Source organism: Vibrio ezurae NBRC 102218 (genome assembly GCF_000467185.1).
GTDB classification, from domain to species: Bacteria; Pseudomonadota; Gammaproteobacteria; order Enterobacterales; family Vibrionaceae; genus Vibrio; species Vibrio ezurae.
The window spans coordinates 170,831-188,170 of record NZ_BATM01000001.1; the positions used below are offsets into that span (position 1 = coordinate 170,831).

Annotated in this window: 15 protein-coding genes; 5 read left to right on the forward strand and 10 right to left on the reverse strand. The window is 44.1% G+C overall.

Annotated features, from left to right (window positions below):
- The first annotated feature begins 267 nt into the window (after positions 1-267).
- On the forward strand, positions 268-1,764 hold the full coding sequence (gene mltF, locus VEZ01S_RS00815) for a membrane-bound lytic murein transglycosylase MltF (RefSeq protein ID WP_021712110.1): 1,497 nt from the start codon (positions 268-270) through the stop codon (positions 1,762-1,764).
- Positions 1,765-2,120: 356 nt separating this feature from the next.
- Here the strand turns inward: mltF and tadA are convergent, their stop codons facing one another.
- Both tadA and VEZ01S_RS00825 read right to left on the reverse strand, forming a co-directional pair.
- Positions 2,121-2,651, reverse strand: a complete 531-nt coding sequence (tadA, locus tag VEZ01S_RS00820; protein WP_021712112.1) for a tRNA adenosine(34) deaminase TadA — start codon at positions 2,649-2,651, stop codon at positions 2,121-2,123.
- A 16-nt stretch (positions 2,652-2,667) separates the two neighbouring features.
- Positions 2,668-3,621 carry a LysR substrate-binding domain-containing protein gene (locus VEZ01S_RS00825; RefSeq protein ID WP_021712113.1) on the reverse strand — a complete coding sequence of 318 codons (954 nt, stop codon included), beginning with the start codon at positions 3,619-3,621 and terminating at the stop codon, positions 2,668-2,670.
- A 127-nt stretch (positions 3,622-3,748) separates the two neighbouring features.
- Here VEZ01S_RS00825 and VEZ01S_RS00830 point away from each other — a divergent pair, with 127 nt between their 5' ends.
- Together VEZ01S_RS00830 and fghA are read left to right on the forward strand one after the other, a co-directional pair.
- A complete protein-coding gene (locus tag VEZ01S_RS00830) occupies positions 3,749-4,888 on the forward strand; it encodes an S-(hydroxymethyl)glutathione dehydrogenase/class III alcohol dehydrogenase (RefSeq protein ID WP_040889871.1) in 1,140 nt (379 codons plus the stop codon).
- A gap of 86 nt (positions 4,889-4,974) precedes the next feature.
- The gene (gene fghA / locus VEZ01S_RS00835) at positions 4,975-5,811 is read left to right on the forward strand and encodes an S-formylglutathione hydrolase (RefSeq protein WP_021712115.1); all 837 of its coding nucleotides are present in this window, start codon (positions 4,975-4,977) and stop codon (positions 5,809-5,811) included.
- Positions 5,812-5,894: 83 nt separating this feature from the next.
- Here the strand turns inward: fghA and VEZ01S_RS00840 are convergent, their stop codons facing one another.
- The 8 genes from VEZ01S_RS00840 to grpE all read right to left on the reverse strand — a co-directional run bounded on the left by VEZ01S_RS00840 (position 5,895) and on the right by grpE (position 14,447).
- On the reverse strand, positions 5,895-7,454 hold the full coding sequence (locus VEZ01S_RS00840) for an AbgT family transporter (protein WP_021712116.1): 1,560 nt from the start codon (positions 7,452-7,454) through the stop codon (positions 5,895-5,897).
- A gap of 289 nt (positions 7,455-7,743) precedes the next feature.
- Positions 7,744-8,151 (reverse strand): prepilin-type N-terminal cleavage/methylation domain-containing protein, encoded by a 408-nt coding sequence (locus VEZ01S_RS00845; protein WP_021712118.1) that lies wholly within the window; start codon positions 8,149-8,151, stop codon positions 7,744-7,746.
- Positions 8,141-9,034: a hypothetical protein gene (locus VEZ01S_RS00850; RefSeq protein WP_021712119.1), complete on the reverse strand. Its 894-nt coding sequence runs from the start codon at positions 9,032-9,034 to the stop codon at positions 8,141-8,143. Before VEZ01S_RS00850 ends, VEZ01S_RS00845 begins: the two co-directional genes overlap by 11 nt.
- Positions 9,024-9,599 carry a hypothetical protein gene (locus tag VEZ01S_RS00855; RefSeq protein WP_021712120.1) on the reverse strand — a complete coding sequence of 192 codons (576 nt, stop codon included), beginning with the start codon at positions 9,597-9,599 and terminating at the stop codon, positions 9,024-9,026. The genes VEZ01S_RS00850 and VEZ01S_RS00855 overlap by 11 nt, the downstream gene beginning before the upstream one ends.
- The gene (locus VEZ01S_RS00860; RefSeq protein WP_040889845.1) at positions 9,593-10,093 is read right to left on the reverse strand and encodes a hypothetical protein; all 501 of its coding nucleotides are present in this window, start codon (positions 10,091-10,093) and stop codon (positions 9,593-9,595) included. Before VEZ01S_RS00860 ends, VEZ01S_RS00855 begins: the two co-directional genes overlap by 7 nt.
- A 183-nt stretch (positions 10,094-10,276) precedes the next feature.
- Complete coding sequence (gene dnaJ / locus VEZ01S_RS00865; RefSeq protein ID WP_021712123.1) at positions 10,277-11,422, reverse strand: molecular chaperone DnaJ; 1,146 nt, start codon at positions 11,420-11,422, stop codon at positions 10,277-10,279.
- A gap of 259 nt (positions 11,423-11,681) precedes the next feature.
- Positions 11,682-13,592 carry a molecular chaperone DnaK gene (gene dnaK, locus VEZ01S_RS00870; protein WP_021712124.1) on the reverse strand — a complete coding sequence of 637 codons (1,911 nt, stop codon included), beginning with the start codon at positions 13,590-13,592 and terminating at the stop codon, positions 11,682-11,684.
- 228 nt (positions 13,593-13,820) lie between these two features.
- Positions 13,821-14,447 carry a nucleotide exchange factor GrpE gene (gene grpE, locus VEZ01S_RS00875; RefSeq protein WP_021712125.1) on the reverse strand — a complete coding sequence of 209 codons (627 nt, stop codon included), beginning with the start codon at positions 14,445-14,447 and terminating at the stop codon, positions 13,821-13,823.
- A gap of 149 nt (positions 14,448-14,596) precedes the next feature.
- On the opposite strand from grpE, the gene nadK reads away from it, so the two are divergent.
- Entirely contained in the window at positions 14,597-15,481 is an 885-nt protein-coding gene (nadK, locus tag VEZ01S_RS00880; RefSeq protein WP_040889847.1) for an NAD(+) kinase, read from the forward strand.
- Between the two features lie 103 nt (positions 15,482-15,584).
- The gene (gene recN / locus VEZ01S_RS00885; RefSeq protein ID WP_040889849.1) at positions 15,585-17,246 is read left to right on the forward strand and encodes a DNA repair protein RecN; all 1,662 of its coding nucleotides are present in this window, start codon (positions 15,585-15,587) and stop codon (positions 17,244-17,246) included.
- Positions 17,247-17,340: the final 94 nt, after the last annotated feature.

Here is a 17,340-nt window from a genome sequence, read left to right on the forward strand (position 1 = left end):
TATAATTTTTTATTATTTTTACTTCAGTATTGCCTCTGCTGTTTCGGGCGTATTATAAAGCAAATCTTTTTGTGAAGTAACACAAAAAGCAACCGTTTGCGCAAATTTTTGCGTCAAAGGCTTAGTTGAAGATAAATTGCACCTTGTAAAAAACGAAACTCTGACTAAACGCATGCTAATACTGTTTCACTTCCCCCTTGGTATTGGGTTTGATATAAAGGCATAGTATTAAAATAATCCCCCTTTATTTTGGAGTTGCAAAACACTATGCGTACGTCGGTGTTAACTAAATTTTGTACATTGGCTATCGCCGTAGTGGCCTTGCTTTTTGTTGCTGGCTGTCAATACGACACAGATACAAAAACGGAACTGCAAAAAATTCAAGAACGTGGCGTTCTGCGAGTAGGCACGCTCAATAATCAACTCTCCTACTATATTGGCCCTGATGGCCCTACCGGGATGGAGTATGATCTTGCTTCGACATTTGCCAAACAACTGGGTGTGCGCTTAGAAATCAAACCTGCTTATCGTCTATCGGAGCTATTCCCTGCCCTGCAAAATGGTGAAATCGATATCGTTGCTGCTGGGTTAACTCAAGCGCCAAACCGAGTAAAAACATTTCGCGCAGGCCCTGCATATTATTACGTAAGCCAACAAGTGGTGTATAAAAAAGGCACCTGGCGACCTCGTAATCTAAAACAGCTCATCGACAGCGGAGAGTCAATTACCGTAGTAAAAGGCTCGCACTTTCAACAAACCTTACTCGATTTAGCCAAAAAGCACCCCAACCTGAAATACACCATTACCGACAGTTACGACACCAATGATCTGTTAAAACAAGTTTCCAATGGGGAGCGTTTGTTTACTGTGGTGGATTCTATCGAACTGTCTCTGGCGCAGCGCATCTACCCAAACATCGCATTAGCATTTGAGCTAACCGAAGATCAGCCCACCTCATGGTATTTACCGCGAGGAGGCGACGAAAGCCTGTATGCCTTGGTCATTGAATTCTTTGGCAACATTCATCAAGACGGTCAGTTGCGTCTGATTGAAGAAAAATACTTTGGTCACATCGATGATTTTGACTATGTAGACACTCGCGCTTTTGTGCGAGCTCTGGACAGCAAGCTACCAAAGTGGGAAGCACTCTTCCAAAAGTACGCAGGCGAATTTGATTGGCGTTTGGTCGCAGCCTTAGCCTATCAAGAATCGCACTGGAACCCTCAGGCTAAGTCCCCTACTGGCGTGCGAGGCATGATGATGTTAACCCTACCAACAGCCAAAAGTGTAGGGGTAAAAAATCGCCTTGATCCTGAGCAATCAATACGCGGTGGGGTTGAGTACCTAAGAAAAATCGTTAATAGAATTCCGGACAGTATCAATCAGCATGAAAAAATCTGGTTTGCTCTGGCGTCTTATAATGTCGGATATGGGCATGTGATGGATGCAAGGCGCATTACCAAAGCACAAGGCGCAAACCCTGATCTGTGGAGTGATGTAAAAACTCGCTTACCCAAACTGCGCAAAAAAGGCTACTACGAATACACACGTTATGGCTTTGCCCGTGGGGATGAAGCTCTAAATTATGTCGAAAGTATTCGTCGCTATTACCAAAGTATCATCGGCCATATCGATCAACGTGATCATAATAAGGTGGAAACGGGAACCGATGATCTAACCGTGATTGAAGCGCCTCTAGTGACACGTTCACAAGCTGCGAACGTAAATAAGGCCAGCGAAGAAAAAACGTCCTCGAAACAGTAGAGGAAGCTCACAATTTGAATGCAAAGACATACTGGCTTGCTTTATTTGAGAGATGTTTCCTTTGTTTGATTTAATATTACGGTAACAATCATACTCTATATATGAGTACAGCAAATGACAAAAAAGTCAGTAACTCAGACATTTGCTACTATAAATCCCATAGGAGATTGTTCGTTGAAACTGAAAAGAAAACTATCGAAAAAGTTATCAAGCAGTACTGTTTCAGCTAACCGTCGTAAGCGTATGCGAGCCAACAATAAGAAGAAGCTTCTTTGGCGAAACCGTTCTTACGTAACGTTAGCTATTTAGTCAAAACCGCGAGCAAACATTTGGTGCCTAATAAGCTAAATGTTTGCCTAATCCCCCTTCAGTTGTGCCTCTTTTTGTAAACGCTTTAACTCTTTTTGCTCCTTTCTACGTCGCTTGAAAAACGCTTGTAATTGCTCCCTGCACTCTTGCTCTAATAAACCCGACTCCACATCAGCAAAGTGATAAGCCGCTTGGCTAGAGAAAAGATCCAACACTGTCCCTGCCGCTCCCGCTTTTAAATCAGGTGCACCAAATACAATACGTTTAACCCTACTGTGTAACAGTGCCCCCGCACACATTGGGCAAGGCTCTAGCGTAACGTACAAGGTGGTATCGAGTAGACGATAATTTTGTAGTGACTGTCCCGCTTTTCGTAACACTTGGATCTCGGCATGAGCCGTCGCATCGTGCCCGCCAATGCAGCGATTCCACCCTTCAGCAATAATGTCATTACCTCTCACTAGAATGGCACCAACGGGGACCTCACCTTCACTTTCAGCGTTCTGTGCCAACTCAATGGCTCGACGCATAAATTGCTCATCTTGTTTGGAAAACTGAGGGGGTTTTACTTCATTCACGGCATTACTCACTGTGTTAATGGTCGGTCTTATTAAAGGTTGTGGAAGAGTTAGTTGTAGCATACTCATTTACAGCAGATGCACTAGCGTAAAACGCGCCTTGCGCCAACTGTGCACTTAAAAACTCAATGACGAGTTTTATTTTTGGCGATAGATGCCTATTTTGTGGGTAGAGAGCCCAAATATTCTCTTTCTCTGCGCGATAATCCGTTAACAACTCAACTAAACGATGATCTTGTAAATAAGGAGCCACATAGAAATCCGGCAATTGAACGATGCCATGATCTTGCAATACGGCTTGCGTGAGTACATTACCACTGTTACAGCGTAAACGCCCTTTCATGGTCAGGTTTAACGGTTTACCGTCTTCAGTAAATCGCCACGTAGAAGACGAACCCAATAAGCAGGGGTAGTCAGCCAATTGTAGCGGATGTGTTGGCCCCCCATTTTCAGCAATGAACTTAGCGGAGGCGCAAATATGTTGTTGACGTTCAGCCAGTTTTTTCGCAATCAATGAAGAGTCAGGCAATACGCCAATACGAATCGCAATATCAAACTTATCGGCGATGAGATCTAAGCGTTTGTTGCTCAGTTGCAAATCCAGCTCTAACTGAGGATACCGAGCGACAAACTCTATGAGCAGAGGCGCAATAACGCTCTCACCATAAGTAGTCGGCGCCGTTATACGCAAACGTCCTATAGGCTGAGAATGCACTTGAGTCACCTCTCTTTCTGCCTCAGCTAACCCATCAAGCAGCATACGACAATGCTGAGCATAGCCTAATCCCGCTTCGGTAACAGACACTCTACGAGTAGTTCTTTGTACCAGTTTAACCCCTAAACGCGCTTCTAATGCGGAAAGTTTACGGCTCACTTGTGCCACTGACGTATTCAGTATTTGTGCCGCTTTAGTAAAACTTTCGCTATCGGCGACCGCGACAAACTCTTCAATACCTTCCCACTGCGACATTATTACACCTGTGTAAAAGTGATTTTCATATAGGCTAGTTTATCACCAGAAAAGAAACAATATAATCACCCTCATAGTCTAAAGTTTTAATTCATAGTTTCACCAATAGGAAAACACGATGACCGATATGACCACTCGCCCAGACCAATTCATCAAGTCACGCGCCGCTGTTGCATGGGGCCCAAACCAACCACTAAAAATGGAAGAAGTGGATGTAATGCTCCCTAGAAAAGGTGAAGTTCTGGTTAAGATCATCGCTACAGGGGTATGCCATACCGATGCTTTTACCTTATCAGGTGAAGATCCTGAAGGTATTTTCCCGTCAATTTTAGGACATGAAGGTGGCGGCATTGTGGAAATGGTCGGTGAAGGGGTGACCAGTGTTGCCGTTGGCGATCACGTCATTCCACTGTACACCGCAGAATGTGGTGAGTGTAAGTTCTGTAAATCTGGAAAAACCAACCTTTGCCAAGCGGTTCGTGAAACACAAGGAAAAGGCTTAATGCCTGATGGCACCACTCGTTTTTACAAAGATGGGCAGCCTATTTACCACTATATGGGATGCTCAACCTTCTCAGAGTTTACTGTGTTACCTGAAATTTCACTGGCGAAGGTCAACAAAGAAGCGCCCCTTGAAGAAGTCTGTTTGTTAGGTTGCGGCGTCACTACAGGTATGGGCGCGGTGCTCAATACTGCTAAAGTTGAAAAAGGCGACAACGTAGCAATCTTTGGTCTAGGTGGCATCGGTCTTTCCGCCATTATTGGCGCAAAAATGGCAGGGGCAAAACGCATCATCGGTGTTGATATTAATGAAAGTAAATTTGAGCTGGCTAAACAGCTTGGCGCGACCGATTGCATCAACCCTAAAAATTTCGACAAACCCATCCAAGAGGTGATTGTTGATATGACCGATGGCGGCGTGGAATATTCGTTTGAATGTATCGGCAATGTCGATGTGATGCGCTCTGCACTCGAGTGTTGTCATAAAGGCTGGGGGGAATCTGTGATTATTGGCGTGGCAGGCGCAGGGCAAGAAATTTCCACTCGCCCATTCCAGTTAGTCACCGGTCGAGTATGGCGTGGCAGTGCTTTTGGTGGGGTAAAAGGTCGCTCTGAATTGCCAGAAATTGTTGAGCGTTATATGGCGGGTGAATTTGGCCTGCAAGATTTCATTACCCACACTATGGGTTTAGAAGATATCAATGAAGCTTTTGAGCTGATGCACAACGGTGAAAGTATCCGCACTGTGATACATTTTGATAAATAGATCTTTCTTTTAGGCGCTGTACATTATTTATTAATCGCAGCGCCTTTTCTTACTTATTAAAAAGCATTATTACTACAGGAAACACTATGTCCATCCAACTTCTCAGTCAAAATACCGTGTTTGGTGGACGCCACCAACGATACACCCATCAAGCGCACTCAACGAATACCCAAATGACCTTTGCCATTTTTTTGCCGCCGCAAGCACAGCAACACGCAGTGCCCGTATTGTATTGGCTATCAGGGTTAACCTGTAACGATGAAAACTTTATGCAAAAAGCAGGCGCATTTCGTAAAGCCGCCGAACTCGGCATTGCCATTGTTGCGCCAGATACGAGCCCCAGAGGCGAGACTGTCGCAGATGATGCTGAGCAGGCCTACGACTTAGGTTTAGGCGCAGGCTTTTATCTCAATGCCACTCAAGCACCTTGGGATAAACACTATCAGATGTATTCCTATATTGTGGATGAACTGCCCGCACTCATTGCAGAGCACTTCCCTGTCACCAATAAACAATCACTCGCAGGGCACAGCATGGGCGGTCATGGTGCATTAACCATTGGCTTAAAAAACTCACATCAATATCAATCGATTTCAGCGTTTAGCCCTATCACAAACCCAACAGAATGCCCGTGGGGCATCAAAGCATTTTCTCATTATCTGGGGAATGACCAAAGTACATGGGCCGAATATGATGCGTGTAAACTGCTTGCCAAACACGGCAGTCGTTTACCTATCCTGATTGACCAAGGTGACGCGGATGGCTTTTTAGAAGAGCAACTCAAACCGAACCACCTTATTGATGTCGCCGCGCAGCAAGACATCGACTTTGAACTGCGCATGCAAGCGGGTTATGACCATAGCTACTTTTTCATTTCTAGCTTTATCGATGATCACTTGAGTTTCCACGCCAAATATTTGTAACAACCAGCGCTTTGGTTTAAACACAAAAAACCCGCTATACAACATAGCGGGTTTTGTTTATTAGAATCCGTTTATCGCAACGCTTACATTGTGTAAGTGTAAGGTGCTTGAATACCTAGCGGGATACCCAATGCCCAGTAAGCAAGCAAGAATATTGTCCAACCAATCAGCATGGCAATGGAGAATGGCATCATTAGTGACGCAAGCGTACCAATACCCGTATTCTTCACATATCGCTGACAGTACACCACCACTAGTGGGAAGAACACCATCAATGGTGAGATGATATTCGATACTGAATCACCTACACGATAAGCCGCTTGAGATAGTTCAGGAGAAATCCCTACCGCCATCAACATAGGTACAAGGATAGGACCAATCAATGCCCATTTCGCCGATGCAGAGCCTACCAGTAAGTTCACCATTGCAGTAAGCAAGATCATACCTACAACTGTCGCTTCACCAGGAAGGTTCATCGCTTTTAGGCCTTCCGCGCCATATAGCGCAAGCATAGTACCAATGTTAGATTGACCAAATGCCACCAAGAACTGCGCACAGAAGAATGACATCACCATGTAAGCACCCATAGTGTTCATGGTGTCAGACATCGACTTAATCACATCATTACTGCTAGAGAACTTACCGACTACGCGACCATAAACAATGCCCGGAATGATAAATAGGATAAAGATCAATGGCACAATCGACTGCATGATAGGTGCAGAGAATGCGGTAATTTCACCTTCAGGTGAACGTAGCGCCGAGTTCTCAGGCATGATAGCAAACACTAACAGTGCAATACCGGCCATCATTGACCAACCAGCGTATTTGAAGGCTTTTGATTCAAGCTCGGTCATAGAACCCAAATCAGGCGCTTCTTCTGCGTCTTCGTCAACCGTAGTAGTAGCGTTCAGGCGAGGTTCAATAATACGCTCAGTAACGAACCAACCAATAGCTACAATCAGTACTGAAGATAGTCCCGTAAAGTAGATGTTAGCCAACGGGTTAACAATATACTCAGGGTCTAATACGTTCGCTGCGGTCTGAGTAAACCCAGCCAACAGCGGGTCAATACCAGAAGGAATAAAGTTAGCAGAGAAGCCTCCTGATACACCCGCAAACGCGGCCGCGATACCCGCTAATGGGTGACGACCAGCGGCGTGGAAAATAATACCGCCTAATGGGATAACCAACACATAACCAGCATCTGCGGCCGTGTGAGACACAATCGCCACTAGAATTAGCATTGGCGTTAATAGTTTTGCTGGCGTAAAGCTCAGCATTTTTTTCAGGCCTGTCGTAATAAAGCCTGAAGAGTCAGCAACGCCAACACCCAGCATTGCCACTAAAACGATGCCTAGCGGTGCAAAACCGGTAAAGGTTGTGACCATATTGGCTAAGAAACTTGCTAACGCATCACCAGTTAAAAGGTTGGTAATTTCAAGAGGACTACCAGTGCGTGGGTTAACTAAGTCAAAAGAAACATTTGATAGTAAGGCAGAAGAGACCCAAACTATTATCAATGCCCAAAAGAATAAGATTGCGGGATCAGGAATCTTATTACCTGCTTTTTCTATCAGGTTTAAGAAGCGATCCATACCACCTTGTTTAGGTGTAGCTGTATCGGCTAATTGGTTGCTCATTGGGTTACCACCGTATAAGGTTACAAAAATGTAAAACAGTAAAATATAAGTATTATTTTAATTTCGGTGGATATTCTAACCAACTAGCAAGTCAAAAACAGAATCTAAGTTTGCATAATGTGTTATTTGGCGAATATTTTGCAAACAAAAAACAACAGCAAAACAAACTTAAAACAAAATAAACCACACTGACAAACAGAACACTAACTAGTGATTCACCTTTGCTTTATTCCCTCTATAAAAACCACTTCATATACAAAAATCGCCACCATAACAAAAAACAAACAATCTACTCTTTAAATGCCACCCAAGTCGCAAGAGACAGCTGTTGCGTTTGGTGCCATGGATCGCGCCATTGTGCGCTAACCTGAATATAAGTACCGACAACCCCTAAAGAGGAAAACTCGACTTTTTGTTGATGAGTAATGTGTAAACTGGGGATCTCAAGCATTAACGACCAAGTATCCATACTCTCAGTGATGCTCTCGTTCAATAGCACTTCCATTCGCTGCAACTCTAATCGATTCTCAAGGTGATTTAATACCTGCATATTTTGCTGGGCTAATTTTGAGTCCCTTTGTATAAAAAGTCCGCCTTCTATCAATAAAACAGACAACAACGAAACTAAAGCACTTGCGCTAAGCACTTCCAATAAACTAAAACCTACCTGCGATTTAAACCCTGAGTTAAAAGTCACGCCAGCTCCCCACCCGCCAACTCCGCTTAGCAAACTTAAAACGAGCCTCCTGAAGCCGCTGTGTATTCTCACGTATAACCCATCCAGGCTCGCTTGCCTCTATAACCTGTAGAAGATGCAGGTGTAACCCGCCGTCTATGCTAAGAGATCCCGTAATGTTGACCTGCATGTCCACAGATTCTGTTTGCCATATCGCAAGTACCCCTTGCAATGTACTCGATACCGACAGATCAAATGACGAACCAATAAACAGTAAGTTAACTGGGGTGAGCTGAGAGATATTAGTCATTTGCTGCCACTGCTGAGCACTCACAGCGCAGCTTCCTTTAATCACAACATCCCTTTGAGATTGCTGTAAGCGCGCCAGCAATTCATCCCCACATGTCGGCTTAGATGCCACCTCTAACACGCTCCCCCATCGATGCTGTAATGATTCAATACTGTCGTAACCATAAAATGAAAGTAGCCCTGCGGGGTCCACTAAGCTTGAAGTCGTACTATATGAATGACTCACCGCGATATTAGAGATCATGGCGTAGTCTTGCTCCCTTTCTCCAAGCTGCATCACTGCACTCGTGGCAACGCTGTTCTTGCTCACCTGAATTTGGAATTGATTACGTTGAGATAGTGGCTCAATTAAGACCTGTATTTCAGGGGCTTTGGGGCAGTCATCTGTAGACGGGGGCTGCATCGAGCTCAAATAGACCGCGACACAATTGAGCATTGACTCCAACTGCCAGTCTAAACGGGCTCTTTTTTGATACATATAGGACTGGCTACTTATTGCGTTGGCAAGATATCGAGCGTTATCCAAGGCTAAAAACCCAAGGACAAACAATAGCGTCAATACCATCAACAACACATAGCCTTTATTAGAATTCATTGTCTTGCTCACCATTGAATACATCGCTATTGCGCGATGTTGTAAGCAACTGGTGAGAAACAGGCGACTCCCCTTTAATGGCAATGGCATAGTCAATACGCAGCAACTGCCCCGATGAACCAATACCTGACACCTGCCACTGTCTTAAAGACAGCAACTTGTCATTCAACATTGAATAATTGATGTTCTGTGCGCAGGTTTGCGCAAGTGGTTGCGATGCAAGCGTAGCATCTGCGCAGTATTTAAGCTTATATTGCGAAGCGTCACGCCAAATAAAGAAACGGCGATAATCCCCTTGCGCATCTTGATACCCTACTCCTAAGGCTGATGCTTCTATATAAGTAGACTGTAACTGCTGATAGCCAGAACGGCGGATTTCACCTCGCAAATAACGAGTTAAATATTGGCTTTCAATCAACAACTGAGTTTGCTTAATTTGCACTGACAACAACTGCTGCTGATGTATTAGCACAGTGCACACCGCTAGCAATAACACGCTAGACAAACCTAAGCTCAAGATCAGCTCAAGCAGTGACACTCCTGTTTGAGCAGAGCGCCTCAACATGCAGGATAACCATACGCTCGCCCCTCCACAGAACAGATCCGTATTCGACCTGTAATGTCGTGGAAGATCACCTTCAGCAACACTTTGCCATCGACAGCTAAGCTAATATTCCCATTGCCGTAAGGCCTGCCAGTCACACCACTAAAGCGCAGCATACTGAACGTCGGCACTACCGATAAATTGGCAATAGATTGTGGATGCATTGCCCCATTAAATAACAACTCCGGAGGACGCTCGACATTATCAAGGTGTAAGGCAAATAAGCGATGAGACGTAGCAGATACCTGAGTGTGCAACCAAAGATCTTTTTTCATGCCAAAGGCTGCATCACTTGCGCTTGTTAGCACAGCATGCACTTGAGCCGTTGCCGTTTTTATTTTTAGACTGTCTAATTGCTGCGTCATTGAAGAGACCATCCACTGACCAGTAACGCCAAGTACTAGACAGCAAATTACGACCTCTAAAATTGAAAAACCATAGGATATCTTGTTCATTTGCCAAGCGTAGTCTACTTCGTTAACCGTAAACTGATGGCACAAATGCTATTGGAGGTAACTCGCAACCATTCATACTTTTTAGGCACAAAAAAGACCAACACTGGGTTGGCCTTTGTTTATACCATTATGTCACTAGAACGGTGCGTTCAGAATGAGCATAGAAATTGGCAAGTACAGATATTAGCTTGTTAAGTCATCAAAGAACTTTTTCACACCGTCAAAGAAACCCTTTGATTTCGGCTTGTGCTTGTTTGCAGCATCGCCACCACAAGACTCTTCAAACTCTTTAAGCAATTCTTTTTGACGAGCGTTTAGCTTCACCGGTGTTTCCACCACTAGCTTCACGATCAGGTCGCCTTGAGGGCCACCACGTACGCCTTTCACACCTTTACTGCGCATGCGGAACATACGACCTGTTTGTGTTTCAGCAGGGACTTTTAGGCTGACTCGACCATCTAAGGTTGGTACTTCAACTTCACCACCTAAAGCGGCCATAGTAAAGCTCACAGGTACTTCACAGTACAAGTTGCTACCGTCACGCTCAAAGATATGGTGCTCTTTAACATGAACTTGCACGTACAAATCGCCCGCTGGAGCACCGTGCTCTCCTGCTTCACCTTCGCCAGAAAGACGAATGCGATCGCCTGTATCAACACCCGCAGGGATTTTAACGTTAAGTGATTTAGTTTTATGCTTACGACCTTCGCCATGACATGAGTCACAAGGGTCTTTAATAATCTTACCTTTACCATGACACGTAGGACAAACCTGCTGAACAGCAAAGAAGCCTTGACGCATTTGCACTTGCCCATGCCCATGACAGGTACCACAAGTTTGTGCAGAAGAGCCTTTCTTAGCGCCAGAACCGTCACATACGTCACAGCTCACTAACGTTGGAACTTCAATTTCTTTAGAGCAACCACGAACGGCTTCTTCTAGAGTAAGCTCCATGTTGTAACGTAAGTCTGAACCACGTTGTGCACGCTGCTGACCACCGCCACGACGACCGCCGCCAAAGATATCGCCAAACACATCACCAAAGATATCGCCGAAGTCACCACTGCCGCCGCCAAAGCCGCCGCCACCGCCCATACCACCTTGCTCAAAAGCGGCATGACCGTATTGATCGTAAGCTGCGCGTTTTTGAGAGTCGGTTAGAATCTCATACGCTTCTTTCACTTCTTTAAACTTCTCAGCCGATGCTTCATCACCGTGGTTTCTATCCGGGTGGTACTTCATCGCAAGACGTTTATACGCTTTTTTGATATCACGCTCAGAAGCATCTCGGGCTACGCCAAGTACTTCATAAAGATCACGTTTAGACATGTGTTTCGTCACCAATTTGTTTACTGTAAACGGAGAGACCGTTTAGTGTTTATATCGATATAGATGGCGGTTCTAGGTTCTTTCTAAAACTATCATCTATAGCGACAACGCTTTTACAAACAGAAGGGCGTTAAGGTTTCCCTAAACGCCCAACTTCAATATTGAAGAGCAAGCTTCCCCGAGCGGGAAACTTTACTAAAGAGATCGCTATTTAATTATCTATAGTGAATCAACCGTCGACCTCTTTAATCGGGAAGAATTATTTCTTCTCGTCTTTCACTTCTTCAAATTCAGCATCAACAACGTCGTCGTCTTTCGCTTGCTCTTGACCTGCTTCAGCACCTTGTTGTGCTTGAGCTTGCTGTTGAGCAATTTCCATTAGCTTTTGAGCTGCTGTCATAAGCGCTTGAACTTTAGCGTCGATAGCTTCTTTGTCGTCACCAGACTTCACTTCTTCAAGCTCAGTAATAGCGGCTTCGATCTTCGTTTTCTCGTCAGCTGGAAGTGCGTCACCCGCTTCTTCGATTTGCTTACGAGTACCGTGGATCATTTGGTCAGCTTGGTTGCGAGTAGTCACTAACTCTTCGAACTTTTTGTCCGCTTCTTTGTTAGCTTCTGCTTCTTGTACCATTTTCTCGATATCGTCGTCGCTTAGGCCACCAGACGCTTGGATAGTGATTTTTTGCTCTTTACCAGTTTGTTTATCTTTCGCTGATACGTGTAAGATACCATCCGCATCAAGGTCGAATGTTACTTCGATTTGAGGCATACCGCGTGGTGCAGCTTGGATACCTTCTAGGTTAAATTGACCTAGAGATTTGTTGTAAGACGCTTGCTTACGCTCACCTTGAAGAACGTGGATAGTTACCGCATTCTGGTTGTCTTCTGCTGTAGAGAAAACTTGGTTCGCTTTAGTTGGGATAGTGGTGTTTTTCTCAACTAGCTTAGTCATTACGCCACCCATAGTCTCGATACCTAGAGACAGTGGAGTTACGTCAAGAAGTAGTACGTCAGTAACGTCACCCGCAAGTACACCACCTTGAACTGCAGCACCCATTGCTACTGCTTCGTCAGGGTTAACGTCTTTACGTGGCTCTTTACCGAAGAACTCAGTAACCTTAGCTTGAACCATAGGCATACGAGTCTGACCACCAACTAGGATTACGTCAGTGATTTCGCCTACAGTTAGGTCAGCATCTGCTAGAGCAACTTTAAGTGGCTCAAGAGAACGTTGCACTAGGTCTTCAACTAGAGATTCTAGTTTTGCACGAGTCACTTTAACGTTCATGTGCTTAGGACCAGTTGCATCAGCAGTAACGTAAGGTAGGTTTACGTCAGTTTGAGAAGTAGAAGAAAGCTCGATTTTCGCTTTTTCTGCTGCTTCTTTAACACGTTGCATTGCTAGTGGATCGTTCTTAAGATCGATACCTTGTTCTTTTTTGAACTCGTCAACCAAGTAGTTGATCATGCGAGTATCGAAGTCTTCACCACCAAGGTGAGTGTCACCGTTAGTTGCTAGAACTTCAAAGGTTTTTTCGCCTTCAACTTCGTCAATCTCGATGATTGAGATATCAAAAGTACCGCCACCAAGGTCATAAACTGCGATAGTGCGATCGCCGCCTGACTTGTCTAGGCCGTATGCTAGAGCTGCAGCTGTTGGTTCGTTAATGATACGTTTAACATCAAGGCCTGCGATGCGACCTGCATCTTTAGTTGCTTGACGCTGTGCATCGTTAAAGTAAGCAGGAACGGTAACAACAGCACCAGTCACTTCTTCACCAAGGAAATCTTCAGCAGTTTTCTTCATTTTCTTAAGAACTTCTGCAGATACTTGAGGAGCCGCCATTTTTTGGCCTTTCGCTTCTACCCATGCATCACCGTTGTCAGCCTTAACAATTTTGTAAGGCATGATTTCGATATCACGCTGAACTTCTTCGTCTTCAAAACGACGACCGATAAGACGCTTGATTGCAAATAGCGTGTTCTCTGGGTTTGTTACCGCTTGACGTTTAGCAGGCTGACCAACCAAAGTTTCGCCGTCTGTGTAAGCAATAACAGAAGCGGTTGTACGCTCGCCTTCTGCATTTTCGATTACGCGTGGTGCGTCACCGTCTAGAACTGAAACGCATGAGTTAGTTGTACCTAAGTCAATACCAATGATTTTACCCATCAGGCTATCTCCAAGAATTTAATTATCTGTTTCTTTATACCCCATAAGTGGGGATGATTGGCTCGGTTTCAACCCCAAGCCTGAAATTTTTTAAAGCAGTTAGCTTATGATTAATTGCTCTGCACCATAGATAGGGGCTCGATTCTCTGTTTCAAGACTTCTTATAGAAAAAAAACAAAAAAGAGGCTGAAACAGCCTCTTTTATTGAGTGCAATCAATCGAAGTCGGTTATTTAGCAACCATAACCATTGCCGGACGAACGACACGGCCATTCAATTCATAGCCTTTCTGTAGCACGATAGTCACCATGTTACTTTCGTGATCTGGGCTTTCCACCATAGAAACCGCATTATGCAGTTCAGGGTTAAACGCCTCACCTACAGGGTTAATTTCTTTCAGGCCATTTTTAGACACAACATCAATAAACGATTTATGCGTCATTTCAATACCTTCAAGGATAGGTTTGATCACTTCATTTTCAGCATCAGCGGCTTCAATCGCACGCTCAAGGTTATCGATAACAGGTAGCAATTCTTCAGCAAACTTGTTGATCGCAAACTTACGCGCTTTTGACATTTCTTGCTCTGTACGGCGACGCATGTTCTCAACTTCAGCTTTGGCGCGAATCACGCTATCTTGCTGTTCTTTCAAACGCGTTTCAGTTTGCAATAAAGCGGCTTCTAATTGAGCAACTTTAGACTCTTCAATCTCTTCGGCTGTCTCAAATTCCCCATCTAGATCACCGTCATCACCGATAATTTGTGCTTCTTCAGCCGTTTCTTCTACAACTGTTTCAGCTTCATTCATCGCTTGTTCTAGCTCTTCTTCGTTAATTTTATTTTCTTTATCGCTCATGATATCTCCGATATGGGTACGCAAATTTCTGAAAGTGCTATTATTTTCACAGAAATGTACCCATAAAAATTAGCATCTAAATTCAACTTGCCTTTATTATGGGGATCATCGTTTCTGAATCAAGCCTAACCAATTATTTTGGGACTAAAATGAGTAACCAGTTCTCTACAATCGCTATTTTAGGTAAACCTCGCGACCTCAGTGCCATCCAGACTCATAAAGAGCTCTATCATTGGCTCGCTGAGAAAGAGTATCAAATCCTGATTGACGACCGACTTCAAGACCTTATGCCTGAAATAGACAGCAGCGCATTTTGTACCTTGATGCAAATTGGTCAAAAAGCCGACTTGGCGATTGTGGTCGGTGGTGACGGCAATATGTTGGGCGCGGCGCGAGTCCTATCTCGATTTGATATTTCGGTTATTGGTGTAAATAAAGGAAACCTTGGTTTTCTCACCGACTTAGACCCTGAGAATTTTAAAGCGCCTCTTGAAGAGGTATTAGCCGGAAATTATCTTAAAGAACAACGCTTTCTTTTAGAGACAGAAATTCATCGTCATGGACTAATCAAAGGGCAAAATTCAGCATTAAATGAAGCGGTTCTTCACCCTGGAAAAGTCGCACACATGATTGAGTTTGAAGTTTACATTGACGATTCATTTGCTTTTACACAACGCTCTGATGGCTTAATTATTTCTACGCCAACAGGCTCTACTGCATATTCTCTCTCTGGCGGGGGGCCCATTTTATCTCCCAGCCTGAACACCATTTCTTTAGTACCTATGTTTCCACACACCTTGTCGAGCCGCCCGCTCGTGGTTGATGGGAACCGACAAATAAAACTGGTGCTTGCTCCTGACAATCGCGGCACACAAGAGGTGAGCTGTGATGGGCAAGTCTCTTTACCCGTAGAGCCAGGGGATGAAATCCATATTTACCGTAGTGATAACGTCCTACAACTGATTCATCCAAAAGACTACAGCTACTACCATGTATTGCGAGAGAAGCTAGGTTGGTCGAGTAAACTTTTTTAACTTGTAGCAAAAATCACGAAAAAAATTCACCACTCGACTTTACTGTATGTAAAACCAGTATATACTGTTTCTATATACAGTATTTTGGTGAATGGAATTCCGTATGCTTGCTCATCTAAGTGTTAATAACTTTGCTATTGTAAAATCACTACAAATTGAACTTCAATCAGGTATGACAACCATTACTGGTGAAACCGGTGCGGGTAAGTCTATCGCTATCGATGCTCTAAGCCTTTGTCTAGGAAGTCGTTCTGACAGCTGCATGGTTCGTCAGGGTGAAGACAAAGTCGATCTGTGTGCCAGCTTTGTCATTGACAATAACCTCACGGCTCAGCGCTGGTTGGAAGACAACAAATTAGCTGACAGCGGTGAGTGTATCCTGCGCCGAGTTATTAGCAAAGATGGGCGTTCTCGCGCTTTTATCAACGGCAATCCAGTACCTGTATCTCAGTTAAAAAGTTTAGGTCAAACACTGGTCAGCATACACGGACAACATGCGCACCATCAGCTACTAAAAAAAGAGTATCAACTCAACTTGCTGGATCAGTACGCAGGGCATCAACATTTAATTCAGCGTGTTCAAACGCATTATCAATCATGGCGTCAGGCTGACAACACTCTGAAACAAACCATCAAAAATGGTCAGCAAAATCTTGCTCAAAAACAGCTTCTTGAATATCAAATTAATGAGCTAGACGAATTAGCTCTATCTGAAAATGAGTTTTCTGAACTAGAAGATGAGCACAAAAAACTCTCCAATTGTGGTGAGCTGCTGTCTTTAACTCAACTCAGTCTTGAGCTTATTACTGACAATGAAGAAACCAACGCCACTAGCTTATTGCACACCACAATCAATCAAACCCAACAGCTAACCGAATTAGACGGCAGTTTAAACGGTGTGAACCAAATGCTTAATGAGGCACTTATTCAAATAGAAGAAGCCGGAAGTGAACTAAGAAATTACCTTGATTCTATCGATATGGATCCTATGCGGATGAAAATGGTCGAAGAACGTTATTCACTTGTTTTATCACTGGCTAAAAAGCATTTAGTGTTGCCAGAAGAGCTTTATCAACATCATCAAGATCTCGCCAAACAAATTGAAATGCTTGATTGTTCTGACGAACGGATTGCTCAGCTGCAATCCGAAGTTGATAACACCCATGCCAAATACCTCAAAAGCTCAGAAAAACTCAGCACCTCACGTAGGCGCTATGCAAAAGAGCTCAATAAGCTGATTTCTCAAAGCATGCATCAATTGAGCATGGAAAAAGCACAGTTTGATATTCGTATCAATAGTGATGTGACCTACACCTCTCCTCTTGGTATTGATGATGTTGAATATTTGGTGTCGGCTAACCCAGGGCAACCCCTACAGCCTTTAGGTAAAGTGGCCTCGGGTGGTGAGCTGTCTCGAATCTCTCTCGCAATTCAAGTGATTACTGCGCAAAAGGTAGAAACCCCAAGCCTTATTTTTGATGAGGTGGATGTCGGTATTAGTGGCCCTACCGCAGCAGTTGTCGGGCAAATGCTAAGAAAACTGGGGGAAAGCACACAGATCCTTTGTGTCACTCACCTACCTCAAGTAGCGGGTAGTGGTCACCAACAAATGTTTGTAGCGAAGAAAACCAAAGCTGGCACGACAGAAACACAGATGTTCACTTTGAATACTGAACAGCGCGTTGAAGAACTGGCCCGTTTATTAGGTGGCAGTGAAATCACATCAACCACATTGGCTAACGCAAAAGAATTGATGGCAGCCTAAAGGGAACTCATCTTATTTTTTAGGGTCAATAACTCTGAAAACTTGGGGAATGTCATGTTTTACACCCTCGACAATAGACAATCCCCACTCTCAT